Origin of the sequence: Oceanicoccus sp. KOV_DT_Chl (assembly GCF_900120175.1) — a bacterium.
Lineage (GTDB): Bacteria > Pseudomonadota > Gammaproteobacteria > Pseudomonadales > Dasaniaceae > Oceanicoccus.
Genome location: NZ_FQLF01000002.1, coordinates 2,314,487 through 2,329,097, shown reverse-complemented (window position 1 = coordinate 2,329,097; position 14,611 = coordinate 2,314,487). Strand labels below are relative to the sequence as shown.

The 14,611-nt window shown below is 48.7% G+C and carries 15 protein-coding genes and 1 pseudogene; 4 read left to right on the top strand and 12 right to left on the bottom strand.

The genetic code is table 11. The features are described from left to right. Positions 1 to 13: 13 nt before the first annotated feature. From ribA to glyA, 12 genes are all read right to left on the bottom strand, one after another. Positions 14 to 604: a GTP cyclohydrolase II gene (gene ribA, locus UNITIG_RS14780; RefSeq protein WP_101759077.1), complete on the bottom strand. Its 591-nt coding sequence runs from the start codon at positions 602 to 604 to the stop codon at positions 14 to 16. A 298-nt stretch (positions 605 to 902) separates the two neighbouring features. After that, entirely contained in the window at positions 903 to 1,538 is a 636-nt protein-coding gene (locus UNITIG_RS14775; RefSeq protein ID WP_235015402.1) for a TIGR02281 family clan AA aspartic protease, read from the bottom strand. An 18-nt stretch (positions 1,539 to 1,556) separates the two neighbouring features. Further along, positions 1,557 to 2,402: a bifunctional hydroxymethylpyrimidine kinase/phosphomethylpyrimidine kinase gene (locus UNITIG_RS14770; protein WP_159931168.1), complete on the bottom strand. Its 846-nt coding sequence runs from the start codon at positions 2,400 to 2,402 to the stop codon at positions 1,557 to 1,559. Between the two features lie 72 nt (positions 2,403 to 2,474). Beyond that, the gene (locus tag UNITIG_RS14765; protein WP_101759075.1) at positions 2,475 to 3,038 is read right to left on the bottom strand and encodes a DUF4136 domain-containing protein; all 564 of its coding nucleotides are present in this window, start codon (positions 3,036 to 3,038) and stop codon (positions 2,475 to 2,477) included. A gap of 16 nt (positions 3,039 to 3,054) precedes the next feature. Next, complete coding sequence (locus UNITIG_RS14760; protein WP_101759074.1) at positions 3,055 to 3,537, bottom strand: phosphatidylglycerophosphatase A; 483 nt, start codon at positions 3,535 to 3,537, stop codon at positions 3,055 to 3,057. Positions 3,538 to 3,561: 24 nt separating this feature from the next. After that, positions 3,562 to 4,563 carry a thiamine-phosphate kinase gene (gene thiL / locus UNITIG_RS14755; RefSeq protein ID WP_101759073.1) on the bottom strand — a complete coding sequence of 334 codons (1,002 nt, stop codon included), beginning with the start codon at positions 4,561 to 4,563 and terminating at the stop codon, positions 3,562 to 3,564. A gap of 83 nt (positions 4,564 to 4,646) precedes the next feature. After that, positions 4,647 to 5,111, bottom strand: a complete 465-nt coding sequence (gene nusB / locus UNITIG_RS14750; protein ID WP_101759072.1) for a transcription antitermination factor NusB — start codon at positions 5,109 to 5,111, stop codon at positions 4,647 to 4,649. 60 nt (positions 5,112 to 5,171) lie between these two features. Then, the gene (gene ribH / locus UNITIG_RS14745; protein WP_101759071.1) at positions 5,172 to 5,651 is read right to left on the bottom strand and encodes a 6,7-dimethyl-8-ribityllumazine synthase; all 480 of its coding nucleotides are present in this window, start codon (positions 5,649 to 5,651) and stop codon (positions 5,172 to 5,174) included. Between the two features lie 56 nt (positions 5,652 to 5,707). Beyond that, positions 5,708 to 6,823, bottom strand: a complete 1,116-nt coding sequence (gene ribBA / locus UNITIG_RS14740; RefSeq protein ID WP_101759070.1) for a bifunctional 3,4-dihydroxy-2-butanone-4-phosphate synthase/GTP cyclohydrolase II — start codon at positions 6,821 to 6,823, stop codon at positions 5,708 to 5,710. 45 nt (positions 6,824 to 6,868) lie between these two features. Beyond that, on the bottom strand, positions 6,869 to 7,978 hold the full coding sequence (ribD, locus tag UNITIG_RS14735) for a bifunctional diaminohydroxyphosphoribosylaminopyrimidine deaminase/5-amino-6-(5-phosphoribosylamino)uracil reductase RibD (protein ID WP_101759069.1): 1,110 nt from the start codon (positions 7,976 to 7,978) through the stop codon (positions 6,869 to 6,871). Positions 7,979 to 7,984: 6 nt separating this feature from the next. Next, positions 7,985 to 8,455, bottom strand: a complete 471-nt coding sequence (gene nrdR / locus UNITIG_RS14730; protein WP_101759068.1) for a transcriptional regulator NrdR — start codon at positions 8,453 to 8,455, stop codon at positions 7,985 to 7,987. A gap of 94 nt (positions 8,456 to 8,549) precedes the next feature. Next, positions 8,550 to 9,812, bottom strand: coding sequence for a serine hydroxymethyltransferase (gene glyA / locus UNITIG_RS14725; RefSeq protein WP_101759067.1), 1,263 nt, complete (start codon positions 9,810 to 9,812; stop codon positions 8,550 to 8,552). A 359-nt stretch (positions 9,813 to 10,171) separates the two neighbouring features. Here glyA and UNITIG_RS14720 point away from each other — a divergent pair, with 359 nt between their 5' ends. From UNITIG_RS14720 to UNITIG_RS14700, 4 genes and pseudogenes are all read left to right on the top strand, one after another. Beyond that, positions 10,172 to 10,510, top strand: coding sequence for a hypothetical protein (locus tag UNITIG_RS14720; protein WP_101759066.1), 339 nt, complete (start codon positions 10,172 to 10,174; stop codon positions 10,508 to 10,510). Positions 10,511 to 10,607: 97 nt separating this feature from the next. Next, positions 10,608 to 12,328 (top strand): annotated as a pseudogene (locus UNITIG_RS14715) (GGDEF domain-containing protein). A 135-nt stretch (positions 12,329 to 12,463) separates the two neighbouring features. Next, positions 12,464 to 14,125, top strand: a complete 1,662-nt coding sequence (gene ettA / locus UNITIG_RS14705) for an energy-dependent translational throttle protein EttA (RefSeq protein WP_101759063.1) — start codon at positions 12,464 to 12,466, stop codon at positions 14,123 to 14,125. Positions 14,126 to 14,204: 79 nt separating this feature from the next. Continuing rightward, a complete protein-coding gene (locus UNITIG_RS14700) occupies positions 14,205 to 14,570 on the top strand; it encodes a PilZ domain-containing protein (RefSeq protein ID WP_101759062.1) in 366 nt (121 codons plus the stop codon). Positions 14,571 to 14,611 lie beyond the last annotated feature (41 nt).

Below are 14,611 nucleotides of genomic sequence, written 5' to 3'. Positions count from 1 at the left end.
GTTTGACTGGAAATTACTCGCCCATCAAATGGCCGAGTTTGCCTGCTTTGGTCGCCAGATACTTCGCGTTATGCGGGTTTTGACCGGTCTGTAAAGGAATCCGCTCCACCACATCAACCCCTTGATCAACCAGCGCTTTTACTTTGCGCGGATTGTTGGTCATCAGTTTCACTTGCTGAATATTTAAATGCTCCAGCATCACTTTACAGATGCTGTAGTCACGCATATCCGCACCAAAACCTAATTGCTCATTGGCCTCTACGGTATCCGCTCCCTGATCCTGTAGTTTATAGGCTTTGATTTTATTCAGCAGCCCAATACCGCGCCCTTCCTGACGTAAATACAACAGGGCACCGCGACCCTCTTCTGCGATACGGTGCAACGCCGCTTGTAATTGCGAACCGCAATCACAACGCATGCTAAACAACGCATCACCGGTCAAACACTCGGAATGAACTCTGGCCAATACTGGCTCACCGTTGCCAATATCCCCCATACTGAGGATCAAATGCTCTTTGTCATTGCCGCTATCCTCAAAACCATGCATATCAAACTCGCCCCATTGCGTGGGTAGTTTCGAGGATTCAACATAGCGTACAGTCACAAACAATCTCCTGATGATAACCGCGACCCCAGCAAGATTAAGGAGGCTGGTGAGCGGGCGCACATTCTATCAGCACCAACACGACGTGGCGAATATAAGAATGAGGCTTAAACAAGCTGTAATGAGTGGGCCAAATCTAAGAATAGAAGTGTCAACGACTTTGCCTGGATTCTAAGCGGAAGCGGCACTAAGACCGCCATCGAGCTAAATAAATGCGCTGTGAGCAACACCGGTCACACTTGCTGTTATATTTGCAAGAAGCCTCAACCCTGCAGGTACCTCAGTATAGCTGCGCCAGTTAAAATTTGGCCTGCAAAATCAAACTGCCATTTTGCTCACGCATATCCACATGCTCCAGGTAGGTCATTCCCAATAGCACCATTTCCGGATAATCCCCCTCCACCACCGAGGCATTCACATTCTGCACAGTGATGCCACCGACACTGATCGAACTCAATTTAACTCTATAAGCATTAGCTTCACCACTGGCAGTAACCACACGGCCGGGCTCGCCTTCTTTATAATTAACACCAAGACGCCGGGCATCCTGACTACTCATAGCCACCGAATTAGCACCGGTATCAACCAGCACCTGCGTGCGCCTGCCATTGATATTGGCATTGGTGATATATTGCCGGTTATTGTTACGCGGAATAGCGACTTCAGTTTTAACAGTGGGGTTATAAGTGCTGGTAATAAGGGTACTTAAGGTCAGTTGCCGCCGTTGACCGTTGACATCGATCACCGCCAACTTAGGTGTTGATGAGACTAATAAAATGCCTTCAGGGCTGCGCTTGCCTACTTTTAACGTGTACTGCTGGCCATCAACATCCAACACCGCCATACCTTTTAATAACGCCTTGGCCTGAATATTCATACCCCAGGCAGGCAAGGCTGTAGCAAACAATAAGCTGATAAGCAGTAATGAGCGCATAGCATTTAACTCGCAAGATTAAGACAAGGACGTTAACAATACCGGGATATCCGCATCATCGGCGGCAGGCAACCCCAAGTGCGCTACCGAACCGGGGCCACTGCCTATTTGATTACCTTCGCGAATACCACGAGTCACATAAGCCTTGGCCAGTTTAATCGCCTCATCAATCGCCATACCTTTAGCTAAACCTGCGGTAATTGCTGCGGATAACGTGCTGCCACCGCCGCGATTATTAACCGTACTAATTGCCTCAATCGCCAGCCAAAAACTGTTCTCGCCATTAGTCCAATAGTCCAAACGCTTACCGTCATGTTCCACTAGTTGCGCACCAGTAATGAAGACCGAACGCGCACCCTGCTTCAGTAAATCGTTAGCCGCCGCCAGCATCGAACTTTCGTTATTAATGGTGCGACCAGTGAGCGCCACAACCTCATCAGTGTTCACAATAAACAAATCAACACGGGGCAAGAAATCTTCCTGTAATGCTGTACCAACCTGCGCTAATAGCTCGCCACTATTTTCCAATTCCAGATCGTAAAGCACAAAGCCGTCAAAATCATCCAGATACTTAACCACGGAATCCAGCACTTGTGCTTCAGGGATTGCCGCCACTTTAATCACTTTGGCTGGCATATCACTATCTAATGCATTGATTTGAGCGACGACACTTTTACGCTCGGTTGCCAGTGCATATCCAGAGGCAAACGAATTTTGCGCTACCAACGAGGTAATAACACTACAACCATAGACACCGTAGTCATGAAAAGTATGTAGATCAGCCTGCACACCAGTACCGCCAGACGAATCTGAGTGGCCAATAGTCCAAACTATAGGTGTATCTTTTTTATAAATATTACTCACACGCTTCTCGCAGGCTAACAATGAATGAACGATGTTGTATCCAAGTACTGACTTACCGCCCAATTAGGCGCGTTATTCTACACTGGTTTCAGGTGGAAACTGTTTTAACATATTCTCAATAACCGCACGGGCCACCTCATCACGCTCCTGTGGCGTATTCTTGGGATGAATCTTACCTTTACTCACAGCATGCCAAACGGTGCGCTGTAATTTTTTATCGATAAAATCAATAACCAAAGTACCTTGAGTGTAATCAACAACGCGTACTTCTGTAGTTGGCATTGCCATCACCGGTGCACAGCGCCAGCAGCGATAAGCGCCACCATAATGACTATTATATGTGCGAACATCCTGCTTGTTTTCTGTTGCTAACAAAAACCTTATGCTGATATCTGCATCGGCTATATTCGCTGGTCTAATCCCGCGCTGTTGCATTTGCAGCTCAATGTTTTGTTGAATTCTTGCAGCCCCCAAGCTTTCACCGGCACTACTTTTATCCGCTTCAAACGCATAGGTTTTAATCCCGGAAAAGTCATAATCAGGCTTGTAATCGACCACTGCTTTCGGAATTGAAGTGGCACAGGCTTGCAATAAAAATGCCGCTACAACAATACTTAACTTTGTCCAATGGCTCATTATTTTCTCCTTTAAATTATAACGACCGGATGACTAAAAACGCTATTTGAATAATCACTAATGCGTAAATTCCCGCCAACACATCGTCAATCATAATACCTAAACCCGTCTCCATTGTCTGGTCAAATATTTTAATCGGCCAGGGCTTCCAGATATCGAACAAGCGAAACAAAGCAAAACCTAACAACAACCACTGCCAACCCGCTGGGGCAGCCATCATGGTTATCCAAAATCCAACAAATTCATCCCATACAATACCTGGATGGTCATGCACACCTAAATCATCAGCGGTCTTACCGCATAGATAAATACCTAACGCGAAAGCCAGTACAACGATACCAAAATAGATAACCAAAGGCAGTTGATTCAACAATAAATACAAGGGCACGGCCATTAGCGTACCAAAAGTACCTGGTGCTTTGGGTGCCAAACCACTGCCAAAACCAAAAGCTAAACAGTGAACAGGATTAAGCAGAATTTTTTTAGCGTTGACGGACATAGATAAACTGAAAACCCTGTCAAATTAAAAATGTTGATAACCATGCTGCGAAATATCAAGCACAGCACCTTGTGAACCCAGACAGTATACGCAGCTGGACTCACTCACAAGGACTCGTCCTATCTCTGTCACAGGCACCCCAAACTGCTGGCAAGTATCGATTAGCAGCTGTTTATTCGCAGGCGCTACAGTCATACATAACTCGTAATCATCACCACCACTCAGCGCATAACGTTGCGCCTGAGGTTTTTCCACCACGGTTGATAGCACTGATGACAACGGCAAAGCCTCTACATATAACTCCGCCGACAACACCTCATCAGCAACAGATGAAGCCCTGATCACATGTCCCAAATCTGCCATCAAACCATCAGAAACATCAATCGCTGCATGCACTATCGCCCCTAGCGTCTGCCCCAACTGCACCCGTGCCGATGGCCGGTAAAATCGGTTCAGCAAATACTGTTGTTGCTCGGCATCGACATTCAAGCGCTTTTCTATTACCGCAAGTGCTGCCGCGGCATCGCCCAAACTCCCGGTAACAAAAATACGATCCCCGGCTTTTGCTTTGGACCGCAACATCGCTAGACCGTCAGGGACGGCGCCATGTACCTGAATGGTAATACTCAAAGGGCCGCGGGTGGTATCACCACCAATCAAGGGAATATGGTAATGCTTGGCGGCCGCAGCCAATCCATAACTAAACGCCTCAAGCCAACGTTCGTCAACATCCGGTAAACTCAACGCTAAAGTAAACGCCAAAGGTTTTGCACCCATCGCCGCTAAATCACTGATAGCCACTGCCAACGCACGCTGACCAATATCAGCTGGATTAGCATCTTCGGGAAAATGCCGGCCGGCCAACAATGTGTCAATTGACAATGCCAGTTGTTGGCCAGAAGGAATATTCAGCAGCGCACAATCATCGCCGATACCTAATGCCACCACATCCGTTGCGGCATCACCGACACCCAAAAAATATCGCCGGATTACTTCGAATTCTGTTAGTGTCTGGGCATCATTCATCAAAAGCTACTTTTAAAAGCGGCGTTAAAATTTATCAGCCGACGGTACATTAGCCACTATAGGTAATTGTTAGATTTTAAATACTAGCCAGCTTTAATCTCGACAGTCCGCACATCCTGCGCCAACTTATCCAGCACACCATTAATATATTTATGGCCATCAGTCGCACCAAATTTTTTCGCTAAGGCTACCGCTTCATTGATAACAACTTTATAGGGAATATCTATACGCTTTATTAACTCGTAACTCCCTAAACGCAACAAGGCCAACTCAATCGGGTCAAGGTCCTTAATATCACGATCCAAATGCGGAATAAACGCCTCTTCCAATTCATTAAGGCTTGCTGGAACGTGATGAATGATATCGTGAAAATATTCCACATCGACGCGACTAAAGTCGTAATCGGATAAAAATTGTAATTCGATATCAGACAGTGAATCTTTCGTCATCTGCCATTGATAAAGCGCCTGCATACCATAATGTCGGGCTTTTCGACGCGCGGCAGGGTTAAATTCTGACTTTGGAGACTGTTGATTTTTTTCAACCATTAGAAACAACCTTTCAACATAAAGAGCACAGCGCAGGCAAGCTACGCGGTAGATTAACGATTACAAACTAGCGATAACACAAAGCATTTCAAGCACACAGGCAGCGGACTCTTCACCCTTGTTTTCGGAATTTTCACCAACACCGCAACGCTCCAGTGCTTGCTGCTCGTTATCAACTGTTAGTACGCCAAAGGCAATCGGCAAACCGCTATCCAAGCTCACCTGCATAACCCCTTTGGAACACTCACCGGCTACATATTCAAAGTGAGGGGTACCACCACGGATAACGGCACCCAGCGTAATAATCGCGTCATACTTATTGGTTGCCGCCACATGCTGGCAAGTCAACGGTATTTCATAAGCACCGGGACACATAATCAGCTCAATATCCCCCTCACCAATACCGTTAGCGGTTAAATGCTGTTTGGCAGCGGCCAACAGATTATCAACTATAAAAGTATTCCAGCGAGTAACGACAATCGCGATTTTTTTACCCGCTAACACCGACGGATCATAAACTGGCGTGTCTATACCTTTCATATTTTACCTTTCTGACTAAACCTGTTTTTTTGGACTAAAACCTTGGCAGCGCCATGCTAAGGCGATACAAAATCAACCACTTCCAAATCAAAACCTGAAATCGCATTGTATTTAATGGGTGGCCCCATTAAACGAATTTTACTGACGCCAACATCGCGTAGGATTTGCGAACCCAAACCAACCGTCATATAGGCATTATTACTTCCGTCAGCCGTCGCCAGCGGCGCCGGTTTTTTGCCCATCGCTATCTCAATACTCGTTAACACTTCGTCCAGAGTTTCTTTATGGGCCAACAACACCACCACGCCACAGCCTTCTTCCGCAACGCGAGCAATACATCGCTGGATATTCCAGCTTGGGGTATCACTTGGCTGGGTACCCAATAAATCACGGATGGATGAACCCAGATGTACTCTGACCAATGTACCATCGCCGTTGCTGACATCACCTTTCACTAAAGCATGATGAATCTCACCGGCTAACAGATCTTTATAGCTGTGCAATACAAATTCGCCGTGATCCGTATTGACTTTGCCCGAGCCAATTTTTTCGATAGTACGTTCGTTCACTACCCGGTAATGAATCAAATCAGCAATAGTGCCGATTTTTAAACCGTGTTCTTCGGCAAATTTTTCCAGCTCAGGGCGACGCGCCATGGTGCCGTCTTCATTCATAATTTCAACGATAGTACCCGACGCTTCGAAGCCTGCTAAACGCGCCAGATCACAACCGGCTTCGGTATGCCCGGCACGGGTTAACACCCCACCCGGCTGCGCCATAATGGGAAAAATATGGCCTGGCTGCACGATGTCAGCTGGCTTGGCGCCGCGGGCTACCGCAGTACGCACAGTATGAGCGCGATCCGCAGCTGAAATACCGGTAGTCACCCCTTCGGCAGCCTCAATAGACAAAGTAAAATTAGTCCCAAATTGCGCACCATTCGCACCATCAACCATCAACGGCAAATTCAATTGACGGCAGCGATCTTCGGTGACCGTTAAACAAATCAGGCCACGGGCATGTTTGGCCATAAAATTAATATCCTGCGGTTTCACGCATTCGGACGCCATCACCAAATCGCCCTCATTCTCGCGATCTTCGTCATCCATCAGAATAACCATTTTGCCTAAACGAATATCCTGAATGAGTTCTTCAACGGTATTTAATGCCATTGTCTATTACCTTGTAGTCAAATCTTGTGGGAGTTGGCGGCCTTATCACGCCGGCCTTGCATCTATCCGCCAATCGTTTCCGACCGGCGTGATAGCATCAATAATCAAGCACTGCTGTTGCGCCATGGTGTCTAATGGCCAATCCAATAGCGGCCTGGCATCACTGCCCAAAAATGTCGGTGCCATATAAATATGGTACTGATCAACCAGGCCCGCTTGCGCAAATGCCCCGGCCAACACCGCACCCGCTTCAACCATCACTTCGTTGCATTCGCCTTCGGCCAGCACTCGCAGCAACTCAGGCAAATCTACTCTGCCATTGGCGCCAGCAACAATCATCACTTCGGCGCCAGCTTGTTCTAATGCCGCTCGTGCTGCTGCATTTTCAACGGCAGCTACCACCACGGTATGCCCAGGCTGACGTAAAATTTTTGCTTGCGGCGACAAACGCAGCTGGGAATCCAACACCACTCTTAAGGGTTGTTGCTCGGCTGCCAATAGTGCCAGTTCAGGATTAATGCCCAATTCATCAGCACGGACTGTTAGCGAGGCATTATCCATCATCACTGTATCCACCGAGCTGATCATGGCACAGCTACGGGCACGCCAGCGCTGCACATCACTGCGCGCATCCGTACCGGTAATCCACTGGCTTTCACCTGATGCCATGGCGGTGCGGCCATCCACACTCATCGCCATTTTCACTCGCAGCCATGGCAAGCCACTTTCCATACGCTTTACAAAACCCGGGTTTAACGCCTTCGCCTGGTCGGTTAACACCCCAGTCGTCACGGTTATACCCGCCTGCTGTAAAGCAGCAATTCCGCGACCCGAAACCAATGGATTAGGGTCGGTCATAGCAATCACCACTCTAGCCACTTTAGCGGCAATTAATGCCTCACAGCACGGTGGTGTTTTACCGGTATGGCTACAGGGCTCCAACGTCACATAAGCGGTAGCGCCTGTCGCTTGATGACCGGCATCGGCAATTGCATTCACTTCTGCATGACCTGCGCCTGCACGTAGATGGTAACCCTGACCAATAATTTTTTCGTCTTTGACCAACACGCAACCTACTCTGGGGTTGGGTGCAGTGGTGTATAAACCTTGCTGAGCCAAGTCGATAGCTAGCTGCATATACTGCTGGTCAGTCATAGCTGCTCAACCTTTGTCGGTTTGCGGTTCTTTCGACAAACGATCGATTTCATCGCGGAATTCGTTGAGATCTTTAAAATCACGGTACACCGACGCAAAGCGTACAAAAGCCACTTGATCCAACTGTTTGAGATGCTCCATCACTCTCTCACCGACGGCCATTGACGCGACTTCGCGCTCACCAGCAGCTTGCAAAGCATGTTCAATTTGGCTGACAACCGCCTCAATTTTTTCCACGCTGACTGGACGTTTCTCCAGCGCCCGCAATAACCCGGCGCGCATTTTCTCGGCGTCATAAGGTTCACGATTACCGTTTTGCTTAATGATTCTTGGCATCAACAGCTCAGCACTTTCATAGGTGGTGAAACGTTCGGCACAGTCGAGACATTCTCGACGACGACGAACCTGTCCGCCCTCGGCGACCAACCGAGAGTCAATTACTTTAGTATCATCATAGGAACAAAACGGACAGCGCATACCGTGGCCTTTTCATGGAGCTAATTATGGGCTGAAGTGTAGCAGCTTTAGTGCCGGGCAGCTGACACCCAACCGCCCGACAAGCAAGCATCAACTACTTATAAACAGGGAAACGCGCGCAGATTTCCAGCACTTTCGCCTTCACCGCAGGAATCACCTCAGCACTAGTGCCATTTTCCAGACTATCCAGCACATCGCACATCCAATGGGTCAATTCACGGGTTTCTTCGATACCGAAACCACGCGTAGTGATAGCGGGGGTACCTACCCGTAAACCGGACGTTACAAACGGCGAGCGTGGATCATTAGGCACCGCGTTTTTGTTGACGGTGATAAAGGCTTCACCTAAAGCCGCATCAGCATCTTTACCGGTATATTCTTTACCGATCAGGTCAACCAGCATCAAATGGTTTTCAGTCCCACCCGATACGATTTTAATACCGCGCTCAATAAAGGTCGCAGCCATTACTTTGGCGTTATCCACCACCTGCTGCTGATAGGCTTTAAATTCTGGTGTGGCTGCCTCTTTGAAACTGACCGCTTTGGCCGCAATCACATGCATTAATGGACCACCTTGACCACCGGGAAACACTGCCGAGTTAAATTTCTTTTCCAGCGCTTCATTATGTTTGGCCAGAATAATACCGCCGCGAGGACCACGTAAGGTTTTGTGTGTAGTCGAGGTCACCACGTCAGCGAATGGCACTGGGTTGGGGTATAACCCCGCCGCAACCAAGCCGGCAACGTGCGCCATATCCACCATTAAATAAGCACCGACTTTATCGGCGATTTCACGGAATTTTGCCCAATCGACAATACCGGAATAGGCAGAGAAACCAGCCACAATCATTTTTGGCTTGTGCTCTAAGGCCAGCGCCTCAACCTGCGCATAATCGATCATGCCGGTGTCCGCATCCAAACCGTATTGAACCGAGTTATACACCTTGCCCGAAAAGTTAGGCTTGGCACCGTGAGTTAAATGGCCACCCGCATCCAGGCTCATGCCCAGAACGGTGTCGCCCGCTTGCAATAAGGCCAAATACACTGCCGAGTTTGCCTGTGAGCCTGAGTGAGGCTGGACATTGGCGTAATCGGCACCAAACAAGGCTTTTACCCGTTCAATCGCCAGATTTTCTGCTTTATCGACATACTCACAACCACCGTAATAACGCTTGCCGGGATAACCTTCGGCATACTTGTTGGTCATTGAGGTACCCTGAGCCTGCATTACTCTGGGGCTGGTGTAATTCTCAGAAGCGATCAGCTCGATATGCTGTTCCTGACGCAGATTCTCTTCACCGATGGCGGAAAAAATCTCATCATCAAATCCTTCAATTTGCATATCTTTTGTAAACATGGGCAACCCCTATCATCGTGGCCGCAATAACGGCTTTTTAGAAAGCCGCGCATTGTACATTATTGGCTCAATTTAGGCAGCTCTATTTAGCGCGATATTGCTGCCAGCTAATCTCCACTTCAAGGGCTGAATTACAGTTGACCCAGCGACTTGGCTTTCGCCCAATCAGCCGTCATACACAACTGTTTACAGAACGATCAAACAACAAACTTTCAGCTATAAATAACTGAAAATCCTGCATAAAAATTTATTGGACGGAAAAAATTTGGCCATTAAAATAGCCACCGTCGTCACCTCCACAGCGGCGATATACATTCAAATTCTCAACGATCGCGCTCTATGAGCAAGCTGCCGGCTTATTGCCGGCCACTTTAGACTATGGCCTGACATTTATGGTGATCAACTCTTCAAGTACCTCTATCGCTCAACAACTGGTAGACAAAAATCACAGCAACAAACAACAGCAGAGCAGCGCCAGGGATTTGCTGGAGCGAGCCAAGCAAGTCGATCAGGACAGTATCACCGAAGGTGTAACAGAAACACCACTGGCGAACCGCGAAATGCCCAGACCGGTAAATTCAATACAGCAACCGCAACTACTCAATAATAGAACCACAATGGACTCTATCACCGAGCGCTACAAATCCAATTTTGAAGCCATGCAGGCGATGGGACAAAATATCGATACCCGGGCATAAGTGCCCAATATCAACTGCTCAATAGCCTAAAAAACACCCAGCCCGCCGCCAACTTCATCTATACTGTCAGGACACACCTCGCTTGGTTACTCCTGCCATGACCAGCACACCGAAGGTTACCGACCCAATTTCCTCGCCTGCATGGCGACCACTAGTGCGTACCGGGCTGATATTATTAGTCATTGCTGCCATCATTTATAAGGCTGCCTTGGGTCAAATTGAAATGAATACTCGCTACTCCGCTGGCGACGCGTTGCAAACCGTTCTACAAACCAACCATGATGCTATTCAACGCTGGGCCGCAAGACGCATCGAATACCAGCAAACGCTCTCTCAGTCAGTGCAACTCACTGACATGGCCCAACAATTACTGGCTGATACCGCCAATCGACCCAGCCAACTTGATGCGCTACGTGGACTCCTGCTGCCAGCTTTAAGCCGTAATGAAGACAGTGGTTTTTTCTTGCTGGATACCGACTTCAATATTATCGCTGCGATACAAAACCTACAGCTTGGCCAACGCCACCCACTCGCAACATTAAAACCAACCCAGTTAGAACAGGTCATTAGCGGAGAAACACGCTTTATCCACCCGGTGATGATCAACCAACAGCCGCAACAATTTTTGGCCTCACCTATTACCGACCAACAAGGCAACACCATCGCACTGCTGCTATTTCAAATTAATCTCGGTAAAGACCTGACTTATATTACCCAGCTAGGCAGGCTAGGTAACTCCGGCGAAACTTATGCCATTAATGTCGAAGGTTATATGCTTAGCAATAGCCGCTTTACTCCCACACTGCGGAAGATTGGTTTATTGGGCAAACAGCAGCAAACCAGTATTGGCCTGCGCGTTGCGGACCCCGGCCTGAATTTGACCCAAAAAAATAGAGAACTGCAATCTAATGAAGGGCTGCCCCTCACAGCTATGGCCAAAAGTGCTAGCCAAAACATTAACGATACCGACATTATGGGTTACCGGGATTACCGGGGTATTTGGGTGCTAGGTAGTTGGATGTGGGATCAGGAACTGGGTATCGGACTGGCTACCGAGATCGATCAGGCAGAAGCTCTACACGACTTTTATCAAACCCGGATTATCATCATTGTGCTCATGATTACCGTCGTACTGGTCTCTTTACTACTCACTTATAAACTCATGCGCGCCCAGAAAAAAAACGAAAAACAAATGCTAGCCGGGCGGCTACAGCTGGAAACACAGGTCCAGCAGCGTACGGCTGAATTACTATCTGCGCAGCTAAAACTGGAACAAGTAGCCGATACCGATGGCCTTACCAACATTCCCAATCGGCGCCGCTTTGATCAACATCTGGCCAGTGAATGGCTGCGCGCCAAGCGCATGAAGCAGCCGCTTTCGCTCATCATGATTGATGTGGATTACTTTAAACAATATAACGATCACTACGGTCATCAACGGGCGATGAGTGTTTGCAGCACATTGCGCAACTCCTACACCAAAGCAATACGGCCAGACGGCCAGGTGATTTAGTCGCGCGCTATGGCGGTGAAGAGTTTGTCGTTATTCTCAGCAATACTGACAATCGCGAAGCACAGTTAGCCGCCAATACGCTCAGACAAATAGTCAATGACGCTGCTATCGAACACGCCGGCAGCCTATTGCCGCAAATCAACACCGTCACTATTAGCGCCGGCATCGCCACCGAAACACTGTTTCAGCAAACAGCTAAAACGCTGATCCAACATGCCGATCAAGCACTCTATCAAGCCAAGGCCGCAGGCCGCAATTGCAATAAAATTTACAGCACAAAGGACAGCAGCATTCATTATCTATAGAACCTGATTGTCACCACTTGCACTGCCAAGCAGCAAAGTTCCGCTCCTGCACCAAACGATTAAGCACTCGACATTAACCAGTCCATCCGGTAACTTTCAGCCAATTTCTTCAATACCTGTTAGGATAAAAATTCTATGGCACAGTATGTGTACACCATGAATCGGGTCGGCAAAATTGTTCCACCCAAACGTCAAATTCTCAAAGATATCTCACTGTCCTTTTTCCCCGGTGCCAAGATTGGCGTGCTGGGTTTAAACGGTGCGGGCAAATCAACATTGCTAAAAATTATGGCGGGGGTTGATACCGAATTTGAAGGAGAGGCTCGCGCACAAGCAGGTATCAACGTTGGCTACTTATCCCAGGAGCCGGAACTGGATCCCAATAAAGATGTGCGCGGCAACGTCGAAGACGGCCTGGGCGATGTGGTGACCGCCCAGAAAGAACTGGAAGAAGTATTCGCCGCCTATGCCGAACCTGACGCGGATTACGACGCGCTGGGCAAGCGCCAGCAAGAATTGGAAAATATTATTCAGGCCGCGGGCTCAGAAAATCTCGACCACAAACTGGAAGTCGCCGCCGACGCACTACGACTACCACCATGGGATGCTGATGTCACCAAGCTGTCCGGGGGTGAACGCCGACGTGTGGCCTTATGCCGCTTGCTATTGTCCAACCCTGACATGCTATTGCTGGATGAGCCCACCAACCACCTTGATGCGGAATCCGTACACTGGCTGGAACAATTTCTCTGTGAATACCCCGGCACTGTAGTAGCCATCACCCACGACCGCTACTTTTTAGATAACGCCGCGGGCTGGATTCTGGAATTGGACCGCGGCCGCGGCATTCCTTATGAAGGCAACTACAGTGACTGGCTGGAGAAAAAGGAAATACGGCTGGCGCAGGAATCCAAACAAGAAGCCTCTCATCAAAAAACCGTCAAATCGGAATTGGAGTGGGTGCGACAAAATCCTAAAGGCCGTCGCGCTAAAAACAAAGCGCGCCTGGCTCGCTTTGACGAACTGCAATCGCAGGACTTTCAGAGCCGCGCCGAGACCAACGAAATTTATATCCCACCAGGCCAACGGCTCGGTGACAAAGTCATTGAAGTGAATGGCATCAGCAAGTCCTTTGGTGAGCAAATGCTGTATCAGGATCTCAGCTTCAGCGTTCCCAAAGGCGCTATCGTCGGTATTATCGGCGGCAACGGTGCCGGTAAATCCACCTTGTTTAAAATCATTGCTGGCATGGAACAGCCCGATGCCGGCTCAATCGAGCTAGGCGAAACTGTCGATCTGGTCCATGTCGAACAACTGCGCGATGAACTGGATGACAGCAAGTCGGTGTGGGAAGCTATCTCGGGCGGTCACGATATGTTGCAAATTGGCGGCTACGAAATCGCCTCCCGCGCCTACTGCGGCCGCTTCAACTTTAAAGGCGCCGACCAACAAAAACGGGTGGGCGACCTCTCCGGCGGTGAACGCGGGCGCTTGCAGCTCGCCTGCACCCTGAAGCAAGGTGGCAATGTGCTACTGTTAGACGAGCCCTCCAACGATCTGGATGTAGAAACCCTGCGGGCACTGGAAGAAGCCTTACTCAGCTTCCCTGGTTGCGCCATGGTCATATCCCACGATCGCTGGTTTCTGGATCGTATCTGTACCCACATTCTGGCTTATGAGGGTGATAGTGAAGTCGTTTTCTTCGAAGGCAACTACACTGAATACCATGAGGATTTTGTCGCCCGCAAAGGGGAAAACGCCCTGCCCCAGCGCGTCCGCTACAAAAAACTCAAGTAAAACTGCTATAGTGAACACTCCCCCTGCCGTTATAAGCCTTTACCGCAGGGGTAATCCGGAAGGCAGAAGGACCCGTTAGATGACCGATCCCAATGAAGAGCGCAGAGTTTTCAGCCGCATTACTTTTGACTGCAGCATCACCTTGTCGCAAGGCGAAAAACGATGGCCAGCAAAGCTGATTGATTTGTCACTAAAAGGATTGTTAGTCGAGAAACCGCAAAACTGGGACGCCGACATCACGCAACTGGTTGACGCTCACATCACACTCGATGAAGACGCATTTATCAATATGAGCATCAACTGGCGCCATGATGTCGCCGGCCAAATTGGTTTCGAATGCGAACATATTGATATCGACAGCATTATTCATTTGCGTCGATTGGTGGAACTCAATCTGGGTGATGCCGATTTATTGGATCGCGAGCTGGCCAGCCTAGGGCGATAACTCAGCCTGGCCAGTCACTTAATCCAAGTCTTTTCTGTAAA